This is a genomic window from Burkholderia sp. MSMB2157WGS (assembly GCF_001532755.1).
In the GTDB taxonomy this organism is placed as follows: Bacteria; Pseudomonadota; Gammaproteobacteria; order Burkholderiales; family Burkholderiaceae; genus Burkholderia.
The window spans coordinates 175,737-196,712 of record NZ_LPJG01000053.1 but is presented as its reverse complement, the minus strand read 5'-3'; the positions used below and the strand labels follow the sequence as shown (position 1 = coordinate 196,712).

The following is a 20,976-nucleotide window of genomic DNA, read 5'->3' as shown; positions in this document are numbered from 1 at the left end:
GACACCTGCCCCGTGAGGCAAGCAGCTCGGCAGGCGCGCGCTTCAACCGGTGTCACCGCCCGCGACCGGCAGCACCGTACCCGTGATGTAGCTCGCCTCGTCCGACGCGAGGAACAGGATCGGCGCGATCTGTTCGTCGAGCGTGCCGTAGCGCTTGAAGTACGTCGATTCGGTCACCTGCCGCACGGCCTCGGCCATCCACGCCTGTTCCTGCTCGGTGTCGCCGGCCGCATTGCGCGGCACGCGGCGCGGCGGCGCACTGGTGCCGCCCGGCGCGGTGGCGACGACGCGGATGTTGTGCTCCGCATACTCCATCGCAAGCGCCGACGTCAGCGCGTTCACGCCGCCCTTCGCGGCCGAGTACGGCACGCGGCGAATGCCGCGCGTCGCGTTCGACGAGATGTTGACGACCGTGCCGCCGCCGCGCGCGATCAGATGCGGCAGCACCGCATGGCACGCATAAAGCGTCGGCATCAGCGAGCGGCGGATTTCCGCGTCGATCTGCGCGGGCTCGAACTCGGCGAACGGCCGCATGCGGATCGCGCCGCCGACGCCGTTGATCAGGATGTCGATGCCGCCGAAGGCCTGCACCGCGCGCGCCATCGCCGCATGCGCGCCTTCGTACGTCTCGAGATCCGCGACGAAGCCTGCCGTATCGCCGCCCGACGCCTGCGCGGCCACCTCGGCCACGAAATCCGCGCGATCGACGAACAGCACCTTGCCGCCCTCGGCCGCCGCGCGCAGTGCGACGCCGCGACCGATGCCCTGCGCCGCGCCGGTGACGACGACGACCTTGCCGGAGAATCGTTGCATGGTCATGCCGCCTTTGCCGTGACGTTGGGGGTGAACTTCTCGTAGTGGAAGCTGTTCGGCTTCACGCCTGCGTCGTCGAAATACTGGCGCACCGCATCGACCATCGGCGGCGGCCCGCACAGATACACGTCGACGTCGCCGTCGTTCAGCGCGTCGGCCGGGATGTGGTGCGTGACCCAGCCCTTGCGCGGATGGCTCGACGCGGCGTCGGCGACGACCGTCGCGAAGCTGAAGTTCGGCAGCTTCGCCGCCACCGCGTCGAGCGCATCGACCAGCACGAGATCGAGGTCGCGCGTGACGCCGTAGATCAGGTGCACCTTCTGCTGCGAGCCGCTGCGCGCGAGCACGTCGAGCATCGACAGGAATGGCGCGAGGCCCGTGCCGCCGGCGAGGAACAGCAGCGGCCGCTGCACGTCGCGCAGATAGAAGCTGCCAAGCGGCCCGTGCAGCTCGAGCGTGTCGCCCGGCCGCGCCGATTCGAGCCATGTGCTCATCACACCGCCGGGAATCTTCTTGATCAGGAAACCGACCTTCGCGTCGCCCGGCGCGGACGAGAACGAATACGAGCGGTGCTGGCCGCTGCCCGGCACGCCGATGTTCACGTACTGGCCCGGGAGGAACACCGGCGCGCTCGCGCCGACATCGAGTTCGAGCACGACGGCCGCATCGTTGTGCTGCTCGATCTTCGCGACCGTCGCGGCAAAGCTGCTCTGCCCGGTCTTGCAGGCGACCGACGACGTCGGCACCGCGATCACGCAATCGCTTTGCGGCACCATCTGGCAGGTCAGCACGAGGCCGCCGTCCTTCTCGTCCTCGGTGAGCGCGTCGTCGATGTAATCGTCGCCGAGGTCGTAGCGGCCGCTTTCGGCGCGGCACTTGCAGGTGCCGCACACGCCGTCGGAACAATCCATCGGCAGGTTGATCTTCGCGCGAAAGGCCGCGTCGAGCACCTTCTCGCCGGCCTTGCAGTCGATGAAGCGGGTGACCCCGTCCTCGAAATTCAGTGCAATCTTGTAGGTGGACATGACGTCGCCTCCCTTTCCTTCCTGTCGAAACGATCGGCGTCAGACGTGGTACACGTCGAGCACCTGCCGGATGTAGTCGTTCTTCAGCACGATCTTCTTGCTCGAGATCAGCAGCGCGTCGTCCACCTTGCGCAACGTGACGAACATCGTGCCGAAAAAGTGATCGGTCACGCGGTAACGGTGGTTCAGCGTGTGAAAGTTGTAGCGCACGTCCACCTCGTCGTCGCGTTCGGCCAGCACCTCGACGTTCGTCACGTTGTGGCTGGTGCGCGGCTCGGGCGTCGATGCGCCGCTGCGCTCGGTCTTGATCCGGAACACGCGATCCTCGAGGCCGCCGCGGTCCGTGTAGTACATCAGCGAGATCTGGCTGGTCGGATCGTCGGTCGGGCGATCGTCGTCGTCCCACGCGGGCATCCAGTACGTGACGTCCTCGGCGTAGCAGGTCAGCCATTCGTCCCACGCACGATCGTCGAGCAGGCGCGCTTCGCGATACAGCGCCGCGCAAATCGTCCGGTAATCGAAGCTCATGCCGCCACCTCCCCGCGTTCCTTCTTCAGCGCATCGCGCATCACGTTCACCCAGTGTTCGTGCTGGCACACGAACAGCCCTTCGTCCTCGCTGCGCTCGCCGGAAATGCGCGGGTTCAGCCCCATCCTTCTCGCGTTCTCGTCCGGCCCGTCGATCCACAGCGGCGCGCCGCGCGACAGGTCGTTCCACATCGCCGTGATGCCCGCATAGCCGGCCTGGCACGCGCGGAATTCCTCGAGATCGTCGGCCGTGCCCATGCCGGTCACGTTGAAGAAATCCTCGTACTGGCGAATCCGCGTCGTGCGATCCGCTTCACTCTCGCCCTTCGGCGCGAAGCAGAAGATCGTGACCTCGGTCCTGTCGACGCCGAGCGGCCGCACCACGCGAATCTGCGTGCTGAACTGGTCCATCAGGAACACGTTCGGGTACACGCACAGGTTGCGCGTCTGGTTCACGATGAAATCGGCCTGCACGTCGCCGACGCGCGCACGGATTTCGTCGCGATGCCGGTACACGGGCCGCACTTCCGGGTTCATCGTTCGGGTCCACAGCAGGATGTGGCCGTGGTCGAAGCCGTACACGCCCGCGACCGACTTGCTCCAGCTGTTCGCATCGACCGCCTTGGTGCCGTCTTCCTTGCGACGGCCCATCGTCGCCGCATAGTTCCAATGCACGGTGCTGACGTGATAGCCGTCGCAGCCGTTCTCCATCTGCATCTTCCAGTTGCCTTCGTAGATGTAGGACGAGTTGCCGCGCAGCACTTCGAGGCCGTTCGGCGCCTGGTCGACGATCTGGTCGATGATCACACGCGCCTCGCCGAGATAATCCTCGAGCGGCAGGACGTCCGCATTGAGGCTGCCGAACAGGAAGCCGCGATAGTTCGCGAAGCGCGCGACCTGCTTCAGGTCGTGCGAGCCGTGCGTGTTGAACTGCACCGGGTATTCGGTCGTCTTCTCGTCCTTCACCTTCAGCAGCTTGCCGGTGTTCGAGAAGGTCCAGCCGTGGAACGGGCACGTGAAGCTGCCCTTGTTGCCGTGCTTGCGGCGGCACAGCATCGCGCCCTTGTGCGCACACGCATTGATGACCGCATGCAGCTCGCCGGTCTTGTCGCGCGTGATGACGATCGGCTGGCGGCCGATCCACGTCGTGTAGTAATCGTTGTTGTCCGGAATCTGGCTTTCGTGCGCCAGATATACCCAGTTGCCCTCGAAGATGTGCTTCATCTCGAGTTCGTACAGTTCCGCGTTCGTGAAGATGTCGCGGCGGCAGCGGAAGATGCCGGCCTCCTTGTCATCCTGCACGGCGGTTTCGAGCAGGTGATCCAGTGTGTCGGTGTGGTCGATCGTGGCGGACATGATGGCTCCTTCCATGCGCGTGCCGCGTCCTGCAAGCACGCTCGCATCGGTATCGGTTGAATCTCGGGGGACCGGCCGACAGCGGCGGCGCACGCGCGCCGCCGTGCCGCCGGCAGTTATGCCGCTGCGGAAGCGCGCGGGCGTTCGACGATCTGGTTGTCCCGGCCCTGCACCAGCGGCGTCAGCACGAAATTGAACTCGATGTCCTGGTACGCATCGGCCTTCATGCCGAGCGCCGTGCCGCCGGTCCTGGCGACCACGGGCGGAATCAGCTCCTCGCGCGTCGCATACGCGAAGTCGTCCCAGATCAGCGGATCGCCGTCGATGTTGAACTGCGTCGTCAGCTTGCGGTGGTCGTCGCTCGTCACGAAGAAGTGCACGTGCGCCGGGCGGTTGCCGTGGCGGCCGAGGCGGTCGAGCAGTTGCTGCGTCGCGCCCTGCGGCGGGCAGCCGTAGCCGACCGGCATCAGCGTGCGGAATTCGTATTTGCCGTCCGCACCCGTCCTCACCGCGCCGCGCAGGTTGAAATCGCTCTGCGCGCCGGTCGGGTCGAAGTGCGAGTAGAAGCCATGCGAGTTCGCGTGCCAGCACTCGACCAGCGCGCCGGCCATCGGCTTGCCATCCAGGCCCGTGACCGTGCCGTGAATCACGAGCGGGCCCGCGCCGTCGTCGGCATCGAGGTCGATCTTCGCGACGCCTTCGCGCACCGGTGCGCCGGCCACGTACAGCGGCCCTTCGATCGTGCGCGGCGTGCCGCCGTGCAGCCCGATCGCTTCGTCCTCGGCGTCCATCCGGATGTCGAGATATTTCTCGAGACCGAGGCCGGCCGCGAGCAGCGCTGCTTCGCCATCCTGACCAAGCTTGTTCAGGTAGTTCACGCCGGCCCACACTTCGTCGGGCGAGATGTCGAGATCGTCGATCGCCTTGAACAGGTCGCCGAGCAGGCGCAGCACGATCTGCTGCGTGCGCGCGTCGCCCTTCGTGCCGTTCGCGCCCGCGTTCGACGCGGCCTTCAGCAGGTCCTGCACTTCCCGGGTATCGAAAACTTTGACGCTCATGATGCTGTCTCCACGTGTATTTGGGGGAATGACGGTCTTTGCCTGACTCGGTTACCGCACGACTTTCGTCAGCCCGTCGCGGGTGAAGCGCCTGACCTTGTCCTCGTCGAGCGCGATGCCGAGACCGGGGCCGTCCGGCACGGTCAGTTCGAAGTCGCTGTAATCCAGCGGCTGCGTCAGGATTTCTTCGGTGATCAGCAGCGGCCCGAACAGCTCAGTGCCCCACTGCAGGTTCGCGACACTCGCGAACAGGTGCGCGGACGCCACCGTGCTGAACGCACCTTCGAGCATCGTGCCGCCGTACAGCTCGATGCCGGCCGCGTCCGCGATTGCGGCCACGCGCTGTGCGGCGAAGAGGCCGCCGCTCTGTTCGATCTTGATCGCGAATACGTCCGCGCCGTGATGCTTCGCGATCTCGAATGCGCTGTCGGGGCCTTGCAGGATTTCATCGGCCATCAGCGCGACGGGGAAGCGGCGCATCAGGCGCGCCAGCGCCGCCGCGGACGCCACCGGCTGCTCGACCAGTTCGCAGCCCGCATCGGCCAGCGCCGGAATCGCGCGAGCGGCCTGCGTCTCGCTCCACGCCATGTTCACGTCGACGCGCACCGACGCGCGCTCGCCGAGCGCCTTCTTGATCTCGGCCACGTGGCGGATATCCGTTTCCGGCGCTTTCGCGCCGATCTTCAGCTTGAATACGTTGTGGCGGCGCAGGTCGAGCATCCGTTCTGCTTCGGCGATGTCGGTGGACGTGTCGCCCGACGCGAGCGTCCACGCAACCGGCAGGCGATCGCGGCGACGCCCGCCGAGCAGTTCGCTGACCGGCACGCCGAGCCGCTTGCCGTGCGCGTCGAGCAGCGCGGTTTCGAGCGCGCTCTTCGCGAAGTGGTTGACCTTCGCGAGCTTGCCGACGAACGCCATCAGCGTCTGGACGCGCGTCGCGTCCTTGCCGACGATCGCCGGCGCGAGGTACGCGTCAATCGCGAGCTTCATCGCTTCCGGGCTTTCCGGGCCGTAGGCCATTCCGGCGATCGTCGTGCCTTCGCCGATACCGATCGCGCCGTCGCTGCAGAACACCTTCACGAGCATCAGCGTCTGGCCGTGCATCGTGGCCACCGACAGCTTGTGCGGACGGATCGTCGGCAGATCGACGAGGCGGGTTTCGATGCGTTCGATGGTGGCGGAGGACATGGGGCACGCTGCGTGGGGGGAGTTCATGGGACGGATTTATACGCGGCGGGGAAATGGAGCGTCCAATACTTTTAGGCGGGATTTTTGATACCTGGTGGGTATGGAAATCGCGGTCAGGATGCGAAATATTGCGTTGCACCATACCTGATTTGGCTAGGTATACGGGCTGGAAGGCTTGCTGGAGCGGGGTCGCTGGGGGGCGGGATATCGCTTGGCGGGGGGCGCGGCGCGGTTGCTTTCTGCAGCGGGCAAATCGGCTGGAATCGGCGGCCGGCCTGGGTCGATCAGGGTTTTCCTGATGGGAAAACGGTGGGCTGGCCTTGCAGCTTTCGGCTTCGGCGTCGGTTTCTGCGAACGACGGGAAGTAAGGGGGTAGGTAGAAACCTACGTTGTTGACGATACTCGTCGTTCATCAGAGGCTGACGGCAACTATCGGCAAGGAGCGGTCCTTGGGAATCCCTTACCGAACGTCAGCGTGTAGACCGATAGCAGCCGAATTGAATGGCCAACCCCAATCGGCCATCGAATCGAACGCCTCGCAAACGAGCGGTATTGATCCTGTAGGCGGTCGCTCTATGCGCTGATACTCCCTGCAAAAGAACACTCAGTGCTCCGCGCGCCGATCTTCGAGCGAGAGGTCACCTTCTCCTTCGGCCGCAGCGGACTCACAAGAGACTTCCCGAAAGGGACTATCTCTCCTTTCTTCGTCTGTAGCACGAACGAGGCGATTGCGACAGTTCAGGGCAATCTCGATGTCTTCCTGCTATAGGCGTTCCCCGTAGGGATCCCGTGACAAAAGCAGGCTGCACGTGATGCGCTTGAACCTGGACCTTATCAACGCTTCGGAGATAGTCCAATATAAAAATGTTTCATCATCAATCCATTTTTTAGACTCTGACAATTCTGCCAGGCTATCCATCGAGAAAAATAATAATCATGTTCTAAAGTTAATTTTAGACCAAAATAAAATAATTTTTCGTCTCCGCTGCCGTTAGAATCCGTGAACTTGCTTTCGTGACGGATTTTTGATCTGAGATCCGTCGAATTCCTTCAATACCACTGAAACCGTCGGAGGCTCTAATGTCGAGTCGTGTACGTATTTCGATCGTATTTGGCGGGAAGTCTTCGGAACATCGAGCATCGGTAGAATCGTTCCGTCACGTTGCCAGGGAAATCCATCAAGGTGATTTGATAGAGATAGAAGACATCTACTACGTAGATGTCGAAGGCCGCGTCACCATCACGCCGTTCCAGCCTGATCTCTCTCTGGACGACTACATGGGGTCTTGCAAGCCCATGCCATACTGGGCTGCTCTAGGACGAATGGCGAACGCTGGCACATTTGTCCTGAACCTGCTGCACGGAAACTTCGGCGAAGACGGCCATGTTCAAGGTGCGGCAGCAATAACATCTGTGCCTGGAAGTTTCGGGCCCGTTCTTGCAGCCAGTCTGGCGATGAGCAAATACCACATGAATCAATTTGTGGCCAGCACGCATCCGGAGGTACAAATCCCTGACACGCTCTTGCTACAGGACCACGACCTCCTTGAAGCCGGCACTCGCATCATGGATCGATTTTCCGGAATGGCCGTCGTCGTCAAGCCAAATTCCCTTGGCGCATCCCTATTCACGCATCGCTATATCGTCGACTTCGACAATATAACGTCGATCAACGAGAATCTAGAGCAAATTTTCCAACATGACACACATGCCCTCGTCCAAAAATATATTTCAGGCACTGAGTATTCAATCGGATGCATCCAGAAGAATGACTCCATCATCGCATTGCCTGCAGTCCGCATCGAAACGGATGGCGCATTTTTTGGTCACGAACAAAAGCATCGTACCGGAAAAGCGAACGAGATCGTCGTAACGAATGAATCGACAGTCATTCGGGCTATGAAGAAGATATCAGTCGACATATTTCGATCCGTCGGTTTTAGAAACATGTGTCGATTCGATTTCATTTCATCCTCAGATGATTCTGTTTTCTTCCTCGAGGCCAATCCGATCCCAGGCCTGATGCGTAACAGCCTGTTCCCAAAGATGCTCGGGGCATCCAATATCACCCTCGCCGAAGCAATCTTGCAGTTCCGCAGCAATCTTCTTTCTGAGAAGCCGCGGAAAAGCTTCGTCGATTATCAAATCGACTGACGTGGAGGCATGAATGGAACGGATTGGCTTGATAGGCGGTGTAAGCTGGGTATCGACGATGGAATACTATCGGCGGCTGAACATGCGAGCACAGCAATCGGGAGGCTCGCATGTCTCTGCAGATCTCGTCATGGTAAGTCTGAATTTCGAAGAGATCCTCGCACGGCAGCAGGCAAACGATGTCGACGGGGAGTACGGCATTCTCGCCCGGGCGGCGGAGGTTATTCAGCATGCAGGAGCACGAAAGTTGCTGATTTGCTCGAATACGACGAGCAATACCTGCGACCGGCTTCAACGCAGCTTCGATCTGGACATCGTCAACATCATCGACTCAACGCGGTCGCACATTCTGAATTGCGGCTATAGGCGTGTCGGATTGTTGGGAACCCGGTACGTAATGGAGCGCGAGTTTTATCGAGAGCGACTCGAATCGGCCGGTGTCAAAGTGGTGACGCCTGAAGCAAGCGACCGCGCCGTTATTCACAACATCATCTATCGCGAACTGTGCCACGGTATTTTTTCCCAAGTATCGCGCGATATCTTCATGGGGGTCGTGAAGAACTTCGCGCTGTCCGGCGTCGAGGCCGTAATTCTGGGATGCACCGAAATCCCGCTCATCCTTCCGAACTTCGCCTTCCACGGCGGAATTGCGATCATCGACTCCATCGACGTGCATCTCGATTCGGCACTCGGCGTATCGAGCCATCGATCCACGATTGAGGACAGCAACCTTGAGCTTGGTACAGGCCGAATTTTTTCTGGTAATTCTGCTGCTCGTCACCGTTCGGACGCTACTGTTCAAGCGGGTCGTTGACGACATTGACCCCGATGCCACCTCGCTGTGTGTAGGCCTCGGCACAGTCGTGAGCTGCGTCGCATTGTGGTCGGTTCTGGCTATAGCCGGCCGCGCGCCGGTTCTGCACTCACATCTTGGCGGCGTTGGCGCAGGTCTAGTCAAGGGCGCGTTGCTCGCTGTGCTGATGAGCATGCAGCAGCGTCTCATCGGGCGGAGCTTGTCCGCGACGACTTATACGTTCCCAATCGCTATCGGCTTCATCGCGGCCGTCGAATCGTGGGCATTTGGAACCCACCTCACGCCAAGCGGTATCGCAGCGATCTCGATATTGTTTGCGGCTGGGGTCGGTTTTGCCATGTTCGGTCATCTCGCTTCGATGCAAGTGGCAGACAAGCGGCGGTTTGTGTGGATGATCGTGATAGTCGTTGGTTTCGCTGTCTGCGACAAGATTGGCATCCCGCGAGCCGGCTGGCTTCCCTATTTGTTCTGGACCGGTCTCGGAAACGTACTTGCGGCATGGTGCGTCCGGCGCACGCTTTTCGGCATTCGCGTCCGCCCGCTCCTGTTTGTGGGGGCAATATGGGCGCTCCCCGAGTTATTCTTCAATTTTTCATTACAAACGATCTTGCCCGTCGCGTTAGGTTACCTAGCGATTGCGCTGCGTGTCCCGTTGCTATTGGGCGTCTCAGCCATTCTCTACGACGAAGGCAAACTTCGCGAGCAACTCGTGTTCGGCGCAGTGGCGGCCGTAGGCGTTGCACTTCTGTTCATGGGATGAAAAATGATTGACGTGCCGTATTTTTCGCAATGGGAATCAAGGGCCTTGGTCTCTCAATTCGTGTCGCGCGAACTGCGCGCCGAGGACGATCCGCTCTGGCGCAACTCAGGCGCCAGCAGCCCAGCCGAGTATGCTCAATGGAGCCCGCACATTTGCGGCATCACATGCTTGAAGATGTTGCTGGCACATCGCACCGCGCGAGTGATTCCGCTGTTGGAACTCGTGCGTGAGGCCGTAACCTTCGGTGTCTATCAACCCGAGATTGGCGACAAAGGAAAGCGCCTGCTCTACCGACCATTCGTCAACTGGATTCGCGAGCGCTTTCAGATCGATGGTCGTGTCGTCGAGCATACGGAATCATCTATGATCGAATGCAGCTTGCGCGACGGATATATGTTCATGGCGTCTGTTCATCCGGGAATCCGGCATGCAGGGTTTGAGCCTCCTACGCGTGGCGGGCATCTTGTCCTGGTGCTTGGAGTCAATCCCGCGACCGATGAGTGGGTGTTTCACAATCCGTCAGGCTTTGAACATAACACGCAGGAATACGTGTCGATGGAGCGTAGTACATTCGATCGCTATTTCGCAAACAGAGGGATTCTGATTGCACCATAAGCGCACAAAAGACACAGCACACGTCCCGCCGCACCAGCCATACCTGTCGTGTCATCAGACAGCATGCGGCAAAAATCGCGCAACGACTGTTCAGTTTCCGCACACAGAATCGCAAACCCCCCCCAATCCACGCGCCCTCCGCGCGTGGGAAGAAACCCGGATAGCCCCGCCTCTCCGCCCCCGCCTACCCTCCCGCGCATGCCGGCCAGCCCCCAAGCACCAACCCCGCCCCGGCCGATCCGATTTCCCCAGGAGCGCACATGGATATCACCCACCCCGCCCTATTCGACCCCGACGTCTGGCGCGGCAAGACCTTCACCGGACGCTGGCATGCGAGCCCGCACACGGCCGACGTGATCGAACCGGCGACCGGCCACACGCTCGGCCGCGTCGGTCTCGCCGACGGCGCGGCCATCGCCGAAGCATCGGCCGCCGCCCACCGCACCCAGCCCGCATGGTTCGCCCTGCCCTACGACGAGCGCGCAGCGGTCCTGCGCCGCGCGGCGGCCGTCGCGCAAACGCACTTCGATGCAATCGTCGACTGGCTCGTGCGCGAAAGCGGCTCGACGCGCGCGAAGGCGGCGTTCGAAACGTCGGTCACGATCAAGGCGCTCCACGAAGCAGCCGGCCTGCCATCGCGCGCGGCCGGCGAAGTGCTCCCGTCCGCAGCCGGCCGGCTGTCGCTCGCGCGCCGCCGCCCGCGCGGCGTGGTCGGCGTGATCTCGCCGTTCAACTTCCCGCTGTACCTCGCGATGCGTGCGGTCGCGCCCGCGCTCGCACTCGGCAACGCGGTCGTGCTGAAGCCCGATCCGCGTACCGCCGTATGCGGCGGCGTCTCGATCGCGCGCGTGTTCGAGCTCGCCGGCTTGCCCGAAGGCGTGCTGCACGTGCTGCCCGGCGACGGCGCGGCCGGCGCGGCGCTGGTCGCCGATTCGCACGTCGCGATGATCCAGTTCACCGGCTCCACCGCGGCCGGGCGCAAGGTCGGCGAAGCGGCGGGCCGCCACCTGAAGAAGGTGTCGCTCGAACTCGGCGGCAAGAACTCGCTGATCGTGCTCGACGATGCCGATCTCGACCGCGCGATCGCCAACACCGCATGGGGCGCGTACCTGCATCAAGGCCAGATCTGCATGACGACCGGCCGCGTGCTCGTGCAGCGCGCGATTCACGATCGCTTCGTCGCGAAGCTCGTCGAGAAGGCGCGCAGCCTGCGCGTCGGCGACCCGGCCGCCGGCGACGTCGGCCTCGGCCCGCTGATCAACGCCGCGCAACGCGACCATGCCGCGAACCTGGTCGACGCGGCGCGCCGCGCGGGCGCCCGCGTCGAGACGGGCGGCGGCCATCGCGGCCTGTTCTTCGAGCCGACGGTGCTGAGCGGCGTCGCGCCGGGCAATCCGGCTTTCGACGAGGAGATTTTCGGGCCGGTGGCGGTCGTCGTGCCGTTCGATACCGACGAAGACGCGATCGCGCTCGCGAACCGGACCGAATACGGGCTGTCGATGGCGATCCTGTCCGCCGACGTCGGCCGCGCGCTGCGCATCGGCGAGCGCTTGAACACGGGGCTGCTGCACATCAACGACCAGACGGTCAACGACGAGGCGATCAACCCGTTCGGCGGCGTCGGCGCGTCGGGCAACGGCTCGAGCATCGGCGGCGCGGCAAACTGGGAAGAATTCACGCAGTGGCAGTGGCTGACGATCAAGGGCGAAGCGCCGCTCTATCCGATTTGACGAGGAGACCGACCATGTACACCGAACACGATACACGCGCCGTCACCGCGGCCGTCGCGCGCGCCGCCGGCGCGCCCTTTTCGATCGAAGCGGCCCGGATCCGCGCGCCGCGCGGCGACGAGGTGCTGGTGCGCGTCGTCGCGACCGGCTTGTGCCATACCGACCTGATCGTGCGCGACCAGTACTATCCGGTGCCGCTGCCGGCCGTGCTCGGTCACGAAGGCGCGGGCGTGGTCGAGGCGGTCGGCCCGAACGTGAAGACGCTCGCCGCCGGCGATCACGTCGTGCTGACCTACGGCGCGTGCGGCCACTGCGCGTCGTGCGTCGGCGGTCACGGCGCGTATTGCCGGCAGTTCTTCGCGCTGAATTTCGGCGGCGCCGACGCCGACGGGCAGACCGCGATCCGGGACGAAGCCGGGCAACCGCTGCACGATCATTTCTTCGCGCAGTCGTCGTTCGCGAGCTACGCGCTCGCGCGCGAGAACAACGCGATCAAGGTGCCGAAGGAAGCGCCGCTCGAGCTGCTCGGCCCGCTCGGCTGCGGGATCCAGACCGGCGCGGGCGCGGTGATCCATTCGCTCGCGGTGCGCCCGGGCAGCAGCTTCGCGAGCTTCGGCGCGGGCGCGGTCGGCATGAGCGCCGTGATGGCCGCGCGCATCGCGGGCGCGACGACGATCATCGCCGTCGACATCGTGCCGTCGCGGCTCGCGCTGGCGCTCGAGCTCGGCGCGACGCACGCGATCGACAGCCGGGAAGTCGATGTCGTCGACGCGATCCGCGAGATCACCGGCGGCGGCGCCGACTTCGCGCTCGAATCGACCGGGCTGCCGGCCGTGCTGTCGCAAGGGATCGAAGCGCTCGGCTCGCGCGGCACGATGGGCGTGGTCGGCGCGCCGAAGCTCGGCACGAAGGCCGAATTCGACGTGAACAGTCTGCTGCTCGGCGGCCGCACGATCCGCGGCATCGTCGAAGGCGACAGCGTGCCGCAGACGTTCATCCCGCAACTCGTGCAACTGCATCTGCAAGGACGGTTTCCGTTCGACCGGCTGGTGAAGTTCTATCCGCTCGACCAGATCAATCAGGCGGCTGCGGACAGCAGCGACGGGAGCACGCTCAAGCCGATCCTGCGTTTGCCGCACTAGGCGCGGGGCACCGCCGGCCGCCCGCCGACGCCAACCGGCGTCATGCGGTGGACGCCGTTGCCGGGAACGAAAATACCCGGCTTCGGGCACCGGGCTATATTACGCATTCGCGCGACACGCCGGGCCGGCAATACCCGGCCCGGACATCGACCCCACTGGAGCGCAGCGTGAACCCAGCCCCCGAATCCCTGTCTCGGCCGGTCGACCTCGACCGGCTCCGCGCCCGCTTCGCCGCGGGCGAACCGCTGCCGGAAACGGCCTTGCCGGCCAGCGTCGCGCGCTCGTGGCTGCGTTCGCGCGACGCCGGGCTGCGGCCGTGGCAAACCGCCCGCTACGAAATGCAGCGCGAACTCGACGAATCGCGCGCGGACCGGCGGCTGACCCGCTGCGTCGCGCAGGAAATCGAGCCGCTGTGGGCCGCATTCGGCGGCAACGAATGGACGATCATGTGCGTCAATCCGCACGGCACGATCGTCCATGTACGGCGCAGCCCGCAATGCGACGACGCGCTGCTCACGCCGATCGTCATTGGACGCCGGATCGTCGAACCGAACATCGGCACGACCGCCCCGAGCTGCGTGATCCACGACGGCGCCGAAACCGTCGTCGCGGGCGCGCAGCACTATCTCGACGCGTTTTCGCGGGTGTTCTGTCTCGCGGTGCCGCTGGTCGGCTTCGACGGCGAAGTGATCGGTGCGCTGGACATCACCGGCGTCGGCCGGCGCAATGTCGCGCAGTTGCGCGAGTCGTTCCGGCACGCGTCGCTGTCCGCCGAGCAGCGGCTCTATGCGATGCTGCGCGACTGCCATCTGCTGCAGGTTCAGCACGACGCGCGCTGGCTCGGCACGCCGCTCGCCGGCGTCGTCGCGCTCGACGAAGCGGGCCGCGTGCGCGCGGTGAGCCGGCTGGCGCGCCGGATGCTCGATCTCGCGCCGGAAGGGCCGCTCGGGCCGTACGATCTCCGGCAGCTGTTTCCCGGCGCGACGCCCGCGCAGCAGCGGCGCTTGCTGACGCCGTCGCGCACGCCGCAGCGGATCGCGCGCGACGACGGTAGCCACGTATGGGTGCGCACCGTGCGTGCGCCGCTCGATCGCGCGACGCTCGCGCGTCAGGCCGATGGGCTCGAAGACGCCGCCGACGTATGCAACGCGGCGCCGGCCGCCGGTCCGCAGGCGAGCCTGCACGAACAGTCGCTCGATGCGATCCGCCGGGCGCTCGACGAACACGACGGCAATGTGTCGGCGGCCGCGCGGCAACTCGGCATTTCACGCACGACGCTGTACGCGAAACTTCGGCAGCTCGATACGGCGGGAATCCGGCCCGACGGGCCGCATCGGCGATTCGGGACGAAGCCCTAAGCCTCCGCCCGCCGCTCGTGCAGCCGCAACGCGAGCCACGCGATCCCGGCCGCGAAGATCGCGACCGCGCCGCCGAAGGTGCCGATCCACGGCAGCCCGAAGTCGCCCGCGATATGGTTGCCGAGCAGCGCACCGGCGCCGATGCCGACGTTGTACAGCCCGGAATAGATCGATACGGCCAGGTCGGTCGCCTCCGGCGCCAGCTTCAGCACCCACGCCTGCATCGCCAGCCCGAAACAGACGATCGCGCCGCCCCACGCCAGCGTGTGCACGGACAGCGTGACGATGTTCAGCGCGCACGGGAACAGGATCAGCAGGCAGCCCGACAGCGCGACGATCGACGCCAGCAGGAAATCGTCGGGCCGGTGCGGATAGAGGCGATTGAAGCAGACCGCGGCCGGCAGGCCGGCGACGCCGAACAGGATCAGCACGTACGTGATCCGGCTGCTGCTCGCATGGTTGACGCTCTGCACGAACGGTTCGATGTACGTGTACGACGTGAAGTGCGCGGACACGACGAGCACGGTAATCGCGTACAGCGCGACCAGCGCCGGCTTGCGCAGGAATACCCCGATGCTGCTCAGCGAGCCTGCGCCCTGGCTCGGCAGCAACGGCAACGTCGCGCGCAGCAGCAGCAACGCGACGCCCGCCGCGCCCGCGATGATCAGGAACGTGACGCGCCAGCCGAACGCCTCGCCGATCACGCGACCGAGCGGAATCCCGGCCACCATCGCGATCGCCGAGCCCATCGCGAGCAGGCTGAGCGCACGGCTTTTGCGGTCGCTCGGCGCGAGCCGCACGGCGAGCGGGACCGAAATCGACCAGAACACCGCATGCGCGCACGCGATGCCGAGCCGGCCGATCATCAGCACCGTGAAATTCCACGCGACGCCGGTCACGACGTGGCTGCCGACGAACACCAGCAGCGCGACGCTCAACAGCTTGCGGCGCTCGACGTGACGCGTGACGAACGTCAGCGGCAGCGATACGACCGCAACGGCCCACGCGTAGATCGTCAGCATCAGGCCGACCGCGGTCGGCTGCATCTGCAGGCTGTCGCCGATCGCGCTCAACAGCGCGACGGGCACGAATTCGGTGGTATTGAAGATGAAGGCGGCGAGTGCAAGGGCCAGAACGCCCCACCACGATTGCTCGGAACTGACGGCGTCGGGGGTTGCCATACGGGAATTCGGCGAAGGTTGGGCGCGCGGGCGGCCCGCCCGGCGCATCGGCGCGATTGTACCAGCGCCGTTCGACACGCTGCCGCGGACGCGGCGCGTGCCGCGCGGGACATGGCGGTGACACGGCCGCGCGCCGATAATGTGACGAACCGGGTTTTGCCGACGATTTGCCCGAACGCTACCGGGCCAGGAGATTCGCATGCGTATTGAAACGTCATTTCTGTTCGATCTCGACGGCACGCTCGTCGACAGCGTCTATCAGCACGTACTCGCGTGGAAGGAAGCACTCGACGCCGAAGGCATCGAGCTGTCGGTATGGCGCATCCACCGCAAGATCGGGATGAGCGGCGGCCTGTTCCTGAATCAGTTGCTGCGCGAGACGGCCGGCGACATCGACGCGGCGCGCGTCGAGCGGCTCGCGCGGCTGCATGCGGCCGCATACCAGCGGCTGCGCGCGCAGGTCCGGCCGCTGCCGGGCGCGCGCGAGCTGCTGGCCGCGCTGTCGAATGCCGGCATCCGCTGGGCGATCGCGACTAGCGGGCGGATGGAAACCGCGGCGATCAATCTGGAGGCGCTCGGCGTCGATCCGGCGAAGAACGTGGTCGTCACGCGCGATCAGGTGAAATATGCGAAGCCGGACCCGGACCTGTTCCTGACCGCCGCCGCGAAGCTGAACGTGCCGATCGAGCATACGGTGGTGGTCGGCGACAGCATCTGGGACATGCTCGCGGCCGCCCGCTGCCGCGCGCTCGGCGTCGGCCTGCTCTCGGGCGGGTATGGCAGCGACGAACTGGAACGCGCCGGCGCACTGCGCGTGTACGACGATCCGGCGGACCTGCTGTGGCACCTCGACGAGGTGGCGGCGCGGCCCTGAGCGCCGGGCGGCCCGTCGATGTCGGCAACCGGCCCACCCGAGGGCCGGTGCGGCGATCGCATGCAAGTTTCCGGCAGCTTGCGTGGGCGACAAGCTCGACGTGAAGGCGCGGCCTGCCCGAACCGGCAGGCCGCGCGCGTCGTCGTTACTGCTTCACCGGAGCGGCGATGCCGTCGATGTCGGGCGCCCAGCCCGTGGGGTTCGAGAAACGCAGCGTGTTCGCACTGCCCTGCTGGAACGTGCCGGTCACCGTCAGCGTCGATACGTTCCCCCAGCCGCCCGTCGACGGGAACGATACCGTGACCGGCGTCGCGCCGTCGAAGCTGATCTGCGCATTACGCGGCGCCCCATCGCCGTTCGCGTAGCTGACCGACACACTGTACGTCCCGCTCGCCGCCACGTTGATGCCGTTGATCGTCAGCGTGCCGTTGCTGGTTCCATCGCCGTTGCCGATGTAGCCGACGTCCTGGCCGCCCGAGCAGCCGTTGCAGGGCGCAACGCGCGCCGCGCCACCGAGCGTGTTGCCGGCCGCCTCGGCTTCGTACGCCAGCGGAGGCGGGGGCGGCAGTTTCACCGGCCCGGCCACCACGGCGACCGATGCGATCTCGGGCGCCGGCGTGGCACCGTCGAGGCTCGACAGCGTCAACGTGTTCAGCCCCGACTTCAGCCCGACGTATACCGTCACGGTGCCGACGGATTTGCCGGCAGGCGGAAATGCCACCGTCGTCGGATTGCCGCCGTTCACGCCGAGCTGCGCCTTGGCGGTTTCCGGCCCGGCATTCAGGTAAGCGATCCGGACGAAGCCGCCGACCGTCGACGACGCGACGTCGCTGAACGTCACCGTGCCCAGCCCCGTGACCTTCCTGCCGCTCGCGCAAGCGATGCAATGCGCATACGCGGCGCCCCCCGACAGCGTGCTCGGCAGGAACGTGGACGACGGCGCGTCCTTGCCGCGCAGCACCAGCATCACGGTGCCTCCGGCCGGAACGCTCGCGACCGTATAGGCGTCGGCGGCCGTGCCGAGATTCTTGTGCGCCCAGACATCGCGCACCGTGGCCCGGGTGCCCGCAGCCAGCCCCAGTTGCTTCCACGTCACCGTCATCGGGCTCGCCGCGGCGCCGTTGTTGAACAGCAGGACCGCACGCCTTCCGCTGCCGGCCAGCAGCTTCGCCCAGATCTGCTGCCCGTTGGCGTCCGCGACCTTCAATCCCTGCAGTCCCAGCGCATCCTGGTCGATCGCGATCAGTTCGGGGTTGGTGAGCAGGGTCACGCTGTCGCTCGAAAGCGGCTTCGACAGATCGTTGCCGAGGATCATCGGCGCGCCGGCGATCGCCCATAGATTCACGTGGGCGAGATCGTTCGCCGCCGTCATGCCCATGCCGGCAACCATCATGTCGGGATCGTTGTAGTAGCCGGTGTGCTGCCCTTCCGGATGATAGTTTCCGTTGAAGTTGCCCAGCACCGAGCCGAACTTCGGAACGCCGCTTCCGGGGCCGTAGATGTCCCCCGTCGTACGCCACGACGTGGCGATCCCCGCGCCCCAGGCCCACGGCCCCAGCCCAGCATCGGGATAACCGCTCTTGCCCAACGTGCCCCAGTCGCACATGTTCAGCACCAGCAGCTTTCCGGTCGCGGCGTAGGCTTTCTGAATGGCCTGCGAGATCGCCGTATACGCTTGCTGCGGATCGTATCCGGCCGCGCTGCCGCCGCACCAGTCGACCTTCACGAAGTCGTAGCCCCATTGCGCGAACTGCAGGAAATCGTGATCGTAGTGCGCGTAATCGCTGCCGACGAAGTGCACGCCGTTCGTGCTGCCGCAGCCCTGCGGCCCCGAGTCGATATAGATGCCCGCCTTCAGCCCCTTGCCGTGAATGTAGTCGGCCATCGCCTTCATGCCGCCCGGCCACTGGTTGGTGGGATTGCCGTTCATGTCGACGTTGATAATGAAGTTGCCGTTCGCGTCGCGCTTTCGGGAGGTCCACCAGCCTTCGTCGATATTCACATACTGGTATTTGTTGCCCGACGCAATGCTCTCGTTCAGCTTGGCCAACCCGTCCGCTTGCGCCTTGATCGTATCGAAACTGACATCTTCCGCGAGGCTGTTCCATGACGACCAGCCCATCGGCGGAGGATTCACGGCGATCTGCTTTCGCGCGGACGGTGCCGCGTCCGTCGTCGCGTCACTGTCGGACGTCGCGGTCGTCTCGGTACCGCCCGCTCCGGTAGCCGCCATCGCGGCGCTGCTGCTGACGGAGGCGGGGCTCGCATCGTCACCGCCACACCCGGATATCACGCCGGCCGCCAGCAGCATGCCGACAGTCAATATTCCTAACTTATTTTTCAAATTCATCTGCGTCTCCAGATTATTTGAGTGGCGCGTACCCGTGTGCGCGGCACGCGTTCGCAGATTAGTGAGTTCCTTGGCGTTTATTCAATCTTTGCGACGCGCGGCCAGATACTGGGATCATTTCCACAATCAAGCCGAAAGATGCAATTATTTAACCGATTCAATCAATTTCGGTTGACACGCTCATGCTGCCGGACCGCTCCCGTCGGCGTGGATAGCGTCGTCTTGCTGTCCGATCCCATCGCTGCATGATCCGAGCAGCCGGGTCACGCATCCGACAACCTCGCGAGCAACCCGCTCATCGCGTCGACATGCCCCGCAGGCCCTGCGTCTCGATTTCGGCGCGGATCGCGACTATCGCATGCTCCTGCACCATCGCAAATCCTCCCTTGATCGCGTACACATGCCGCAGTATTTCTTCGGTATCCTTGATATCGCGGCGCACGTCCGGACAATCGCGTTCATCCAGACGTTGACGGTCAAGGCGATTTATATGGGACAAAAAAGATGACCGCGGTGAGGCGTGGAGGCGGCCAAGCGGACAAATGCACGGGATTGAAGGTCACCCCTGGCACGCGAACCGGGATTCGAGGTTCGTGCGCTGAATGTCGAGAACGATCGGAGGCGCATGGTCGAGCATCGAACGTACGTCGGGGCCTCCAGCACGGTGATCCTGAGACACATTGAGAATGACGCAGCGACCTCGACCCACGTCATGCGCTATTCAGCGTTTCAGCCGGCAACCACGCCGAAGCGATAGACCTTTCCACGACGACCCATCGAAGTCGTGCGCGTCGCGCTTCATCGCCATGTCGCCTTCCAGGATGGACGGCTGGACGGCGCGACGACCTCTGCTGCAACTGCTGACCGCGGTATTGTCATCAGTTCCACGGCAAGCATTCAGGCGTCGCGCGTCACACCGTCCGCCTGACCAGCATCGTCCGGATCTCCGAAATCGCCTTCGTCGGATTCAGCCCCTTCGGGCACACGTCTGTGCAGTTCATGATCGTCCGGCAGCGGAACAACCGGTACGGATCCTCGAGATCGTCGAGCCGCTCGGCCGTCGCCAGATCGCGCGAATCGGCGATGAAGCGGTACGCCTGCAGCAGCCCGGCCGGCCCGACGAACTTGTCCGGGTTCCACCAATAGCTCGGGCACGACGTCGAACAGCACGCGCACAGGATGCATTCGTACAACCCGTCGAGCTGGTCGCGCTCTTCCGGCGATTGCAGCCGCTCGCGCGCGGGCGGCGTCGTGTCGTTGATCAGGTATGGCCGGATCGAGTGGTACTGGTTGAAGAAGTCGGTCATGTCGACGATCAGGTCGCGCACCACCGGCAACCCCGGCAGCGGCCGCAGCACGATCTCGCGCGGCAGCGTCTGCATGTTGGTCAGGCATGCGAGGCCGTTCTTGCCGTTGATGTTCATCGCGTCCGAGCCGCAGATCCCCTCGCGACACGAGCGCCGGTACGCGAGCGTCTCGTCGTCGCGCTTCACGCGGCCGAGCACGTCGAGCAGCATGCGGTCGGCCGGGTCCACGTCGATCTCGTAGCGCTGCAGGTACGGCTGCGTGTCGCGATCGGGATCGTAGCGGTAGATATGCAAGGTGCGCGGATCGCTCATCGGTTCCTCCCGGCGCGGGCCGGCATGGGTTCACGGGATGCTGCGGGACGGCGTTGCGGCGCACGGCGCCGCAAGCGCCATGCCGATCAATCGTCGTCCACGCGCTTGTCGACCAGATAGCGGCCGCGCTCGACGCCCGCGCGCAGCGCCTCGACCTCGGTCAGCCATTCGGGGCCGGCGGCCTCCGGTACGGCCAGTTCGATGCGCGCGCCGGCGGCGTACACCTGTACCTCGTCGCGCCACGCGCCTCGCTCGTTGGGCCGCGCCCATACGAGGATTTCATGACCGCGATACGGGTCCCGAACCTGTGCGTCCTGTTGATGTGCCACGGTGGCCTCCTGTCTTATCTGCGATGGCGATGCAAAAAATGCGCGCCGGCGGCGCGCCACGCACGCCGTCGGCCTCGTGCGCA

Annotated in this window: 19 protein-coding genes; 8 read left to right on the top strand and 11 right to left on the bottom strand. The window is 64.6% G+C overall.

Annotated elements, in window-relative coordinates; genetic code table 11:
* Window positions 1-42: 42 nt before the first annotated feature.
* The 6 genes from benD to WT53_RS30395 all read right to left on the bottom strand — a co-directional run bounded on the left by benD (window position 43) and on the right by WT53_RS30395 (window position 5,967).
* The gene (gene benD / locus WT53_RS30420; protein WP_034209208.1) at window positions 43-819 is read right to left on the bottom strand and encodes a benzoate diol dehydrogenase BenD; all 777 of its coding nucleotides are present in this window, start codon (window positions 817-819) and stop codon (window positions 43-45) included.
* Window positions 816-1,838 (bottom strand): benzoate 1,2-dioxygenase electron transfer component BenC, encoded by a 1,023-nt coding sequence (benC, locus tag WT53_RS30415; protein WP_034209209.1) that lies wholly within the window; start codon window positions 1,836-1,838, stop codon window positions 816-818. The genes benD and benC overlap by 4 nt, the downstream gene beginning before the upstream one ends.
* A 39-nt stretch (window positions 1,839-1,877) precedes the next feature.
* The gene (benB, locus tag WT53_RS30410) at window positions 1,878-2,366 is read right to left on the bottom strand and encodes a benzoate 1,2-dioxygenase small subunit (protein WP_034209210.1); all 489 of its coding nucleotides are present in this window, start codon (window positions 2,364-2,366) and stop codon (window positions 1,878-1,880) included.
* Entirely contained in the window at window positions 2,363-3,721 is a 1,359-nt protein-coding gene (locus tag WT53_RS30405) for a Rieske 2Fe-2S domain-containing protein (RefSeq protein ID WP_034209211.1), read from the bottom strand. The genes benB and WT53_RS30405 overlap by 4 nt, the downstream gene beginning before the upstream one ends.
* Before the next feature lie 116 nt (window positions 3,722-3,837).
* The gene (gene catA, locus WT53_RS30400; protein WP_034209212.1) at window positions 3,838-4,779 is read right to left on the bottom strand and encodes a catechol 1,2-dioxygenase; all 942 of its coding nucleotides are present in this window, start codon (window positions 4,777-4,779) and stop codon (window positions 3,838-3,840) included.
* 51 nt (window positions 4,780-4,830) lie between these two features.
* On the bottom strand, window positions 4,831-5,967 hold the full coding sequence (locus WT53_RS30395; protein WP_034209213.1) for a muconate/chloromuconate family cycloisomerase: 1,137 nt from the start codon (window positions 5,965-5,967) through the stop codon (window positions 4,831-4,833).
* A 1,080-nt stretch (window positions 5,968-7,047) separates the two neighbouring features.
* Here WT53_RS30395 and WT53_RS30390 point away from each other — a divergent pair.
* The 7 genes from WT53_RS30390 to WT53_RS30360 all read left to right on the top strand — a co-directional run bounded on the left by WT53_RS30390 (window position 7,048) and on the right by WT53_RS30360 (window position 14,540).
* The gene (locus WT53_RS30390; RefSeq protein ID WP_060262579.1) at window positions 7,048-8,121 is read left to right on the top strand and encodes an ATP-grasp domain-containing protein; all 1,074 of its coding nucleotides are present in this window, start codon (window positions 7,048-7,050) and stop codon (window positions 8,119-8,121) included.
* 13 nt (window positions 8,122-8,134) lie between these two features.
* A complete protein-coding gene (locus tag WT53_RS30385; RefSeq protein WP_034209215.1) occupies window positions 8,135-8,935 on the top strand; it encodes an aspartate/glutamate racemase family protein in 801 nt (266 codons plus the stop codon).
* Complete coding sequence (locus WT53_RS30380) at window positions 8,853-9,695, top strand: hypothetical protein (protein ID WP_155294509.1); 843 nt, start codon at window positions 8,853-8,855, stop codon at window positions 9,693-9,695. Before WT53_RS30385 ends, WT53_RS30380 begins: the two co-directional genes overlap by 83 nt.
* 3 nt (window positions 9,696-9,698) lie before the next feature.
* Window positions 9,699-10,310 (top strand): C39 family peptidase, encoded by a 612-nt coding sequence (locus WT53_RS33180; RefSeq protein WP_080747850.1) that lies wholly within the window; start codon window positions 9,699-9,701, stop codon window positions 10,308-10,310.
* Window positions 10,311-10,570: 260 nt separating this feature from the next.
* Window positions 10,571-12,040 carry a benzaldehyde dehydrogenase gene (locus WT53_RS30370; protein ID WP_060262577.1) on the top strand — a complete coding sequence of 490 codons (1,470 nt, stop codon included), beginning with the start codon at window positions 10,571-10,573 and terminating at the stop codon, window positions 12,038-12,040.
* A gap of 14 nt (window positions 12,041-12,054) precedes the next feature.
* The gene (locus tag WT53_RS30365) at window positions 12,055-13,182 is read left to right on the top strand and encodes an NAD(P)-dependent alcohol dehydrogenase (protein ID WP_034209219.1); all 1,128 of its coding nucleotides are present in this window, start codon (window positions 12,055-12,057) and stop codon (window positions 13,180-13,182) included.
* 167 nt (window positions 13,183-13,349) lie between these two features.
* Window positions 13,350-14,540, top strand: coding sequence for a helix-turn-helix domain-containing protein (locus WT53_RS30360; RefSeq protein WP_230624961.1), 1,191 nt, complete (start codon window positions 13,350-13,352; stop codon window positions 14,538-14,540).
* Here WT53_RS30360 and WT53_RS30355 read toward each other — a convergent pair.
* Window positions 14,537-15,721: a sugar transporter gene (locus WT53_RS30355; protein ID WP_034209220.1), complete on the bottom strand. Its 1,185-nt coding sequence runs from the start codon at window positions 15,719-15,721 to the stop codon at window positions 14,537-14,539. The genes WT53_RS30360 and WT53_RS30355 overlap by 4 nt on opposite strands.
* A gap of 199 nt (window positions 15,722-15,920) precedes the next feature.
* Between WT53_RS30355 and WT53_RS30350 the strand changes: the two genes are divergently transcribed.
* Complete coding sequence (locus WT53_RS30350; RefSeq protein WP_034209221.1) at window positions 15,921-16,595, top strand: HAD family hydrolase; 675 nt, start codon at window positions 15,921-15,923, stop codon at window positions 16,593-16,595.
* 145 nt (window positions 16,596-16,740) lie between these two features.
* Here the strand turns inward: WT53_RS30350 and WT53_RS30345 are convergent, their stop codons facing one another.
* From WT53_RS30345 to WT53_RS30335, 4 genes are all read right to left on the bottom strand, one after another.
* Window positions 16,741-18,732 (bottom strand): alpha-galactosidase, encoded by a 1,992-nt coding sequence (locus tag WT53_RS30345; RefSeq protein WP_230624962.1) that lies wholly within the window; start codon window positions 18,730-18,732, stop codon window positions 16,741-16,743.
* 508 nt (window positions 18,733-19,240) lie between these two features.
* Window positions 19,241-19,387 carry a hypothetical protein gene (locus WT53_RS33715; protein ID WP_155294510.1) on the bottom strand — a complete coding sequence of 49 codons (147 nt, stop codon included), beginning with the start codon at window positions 19,385-19,387 and terminating at the stop codon, window positions 19,241-19,243.
* 469 nt (window positions 19,388-19,856) lie between these two features.
* Window positions 19,857-20,564 carry a succinate dehydrogenase/fumarate reductase iron-sulfur subunit gene (locus WT53_RS30340; protein ID WP_034209222.1) on the bottom strand — a complete coding sequence of 236 codons (708 nt, stop codon included), beginning with the start codon at window positions 20,562-20,564 and terminating at the stop codon, window positions 19,857-19,859.
* A gap of 86 nt (window positions 20,565-20,650) precedes the next feature.
* Window positions 20,651-20,893, bottom strand: a complete 243-nt coding sequence (locus tag WT53_RS30335; RefSeq protein WP_034209223.1) for a DUF6566 family protein — start codon at window positions 20,891-20,893, stop codon at window positions 20,651-20,653.
* Between the last annotated feature and the right edge of the window lie 83 nt (window positions 20,894-20,976).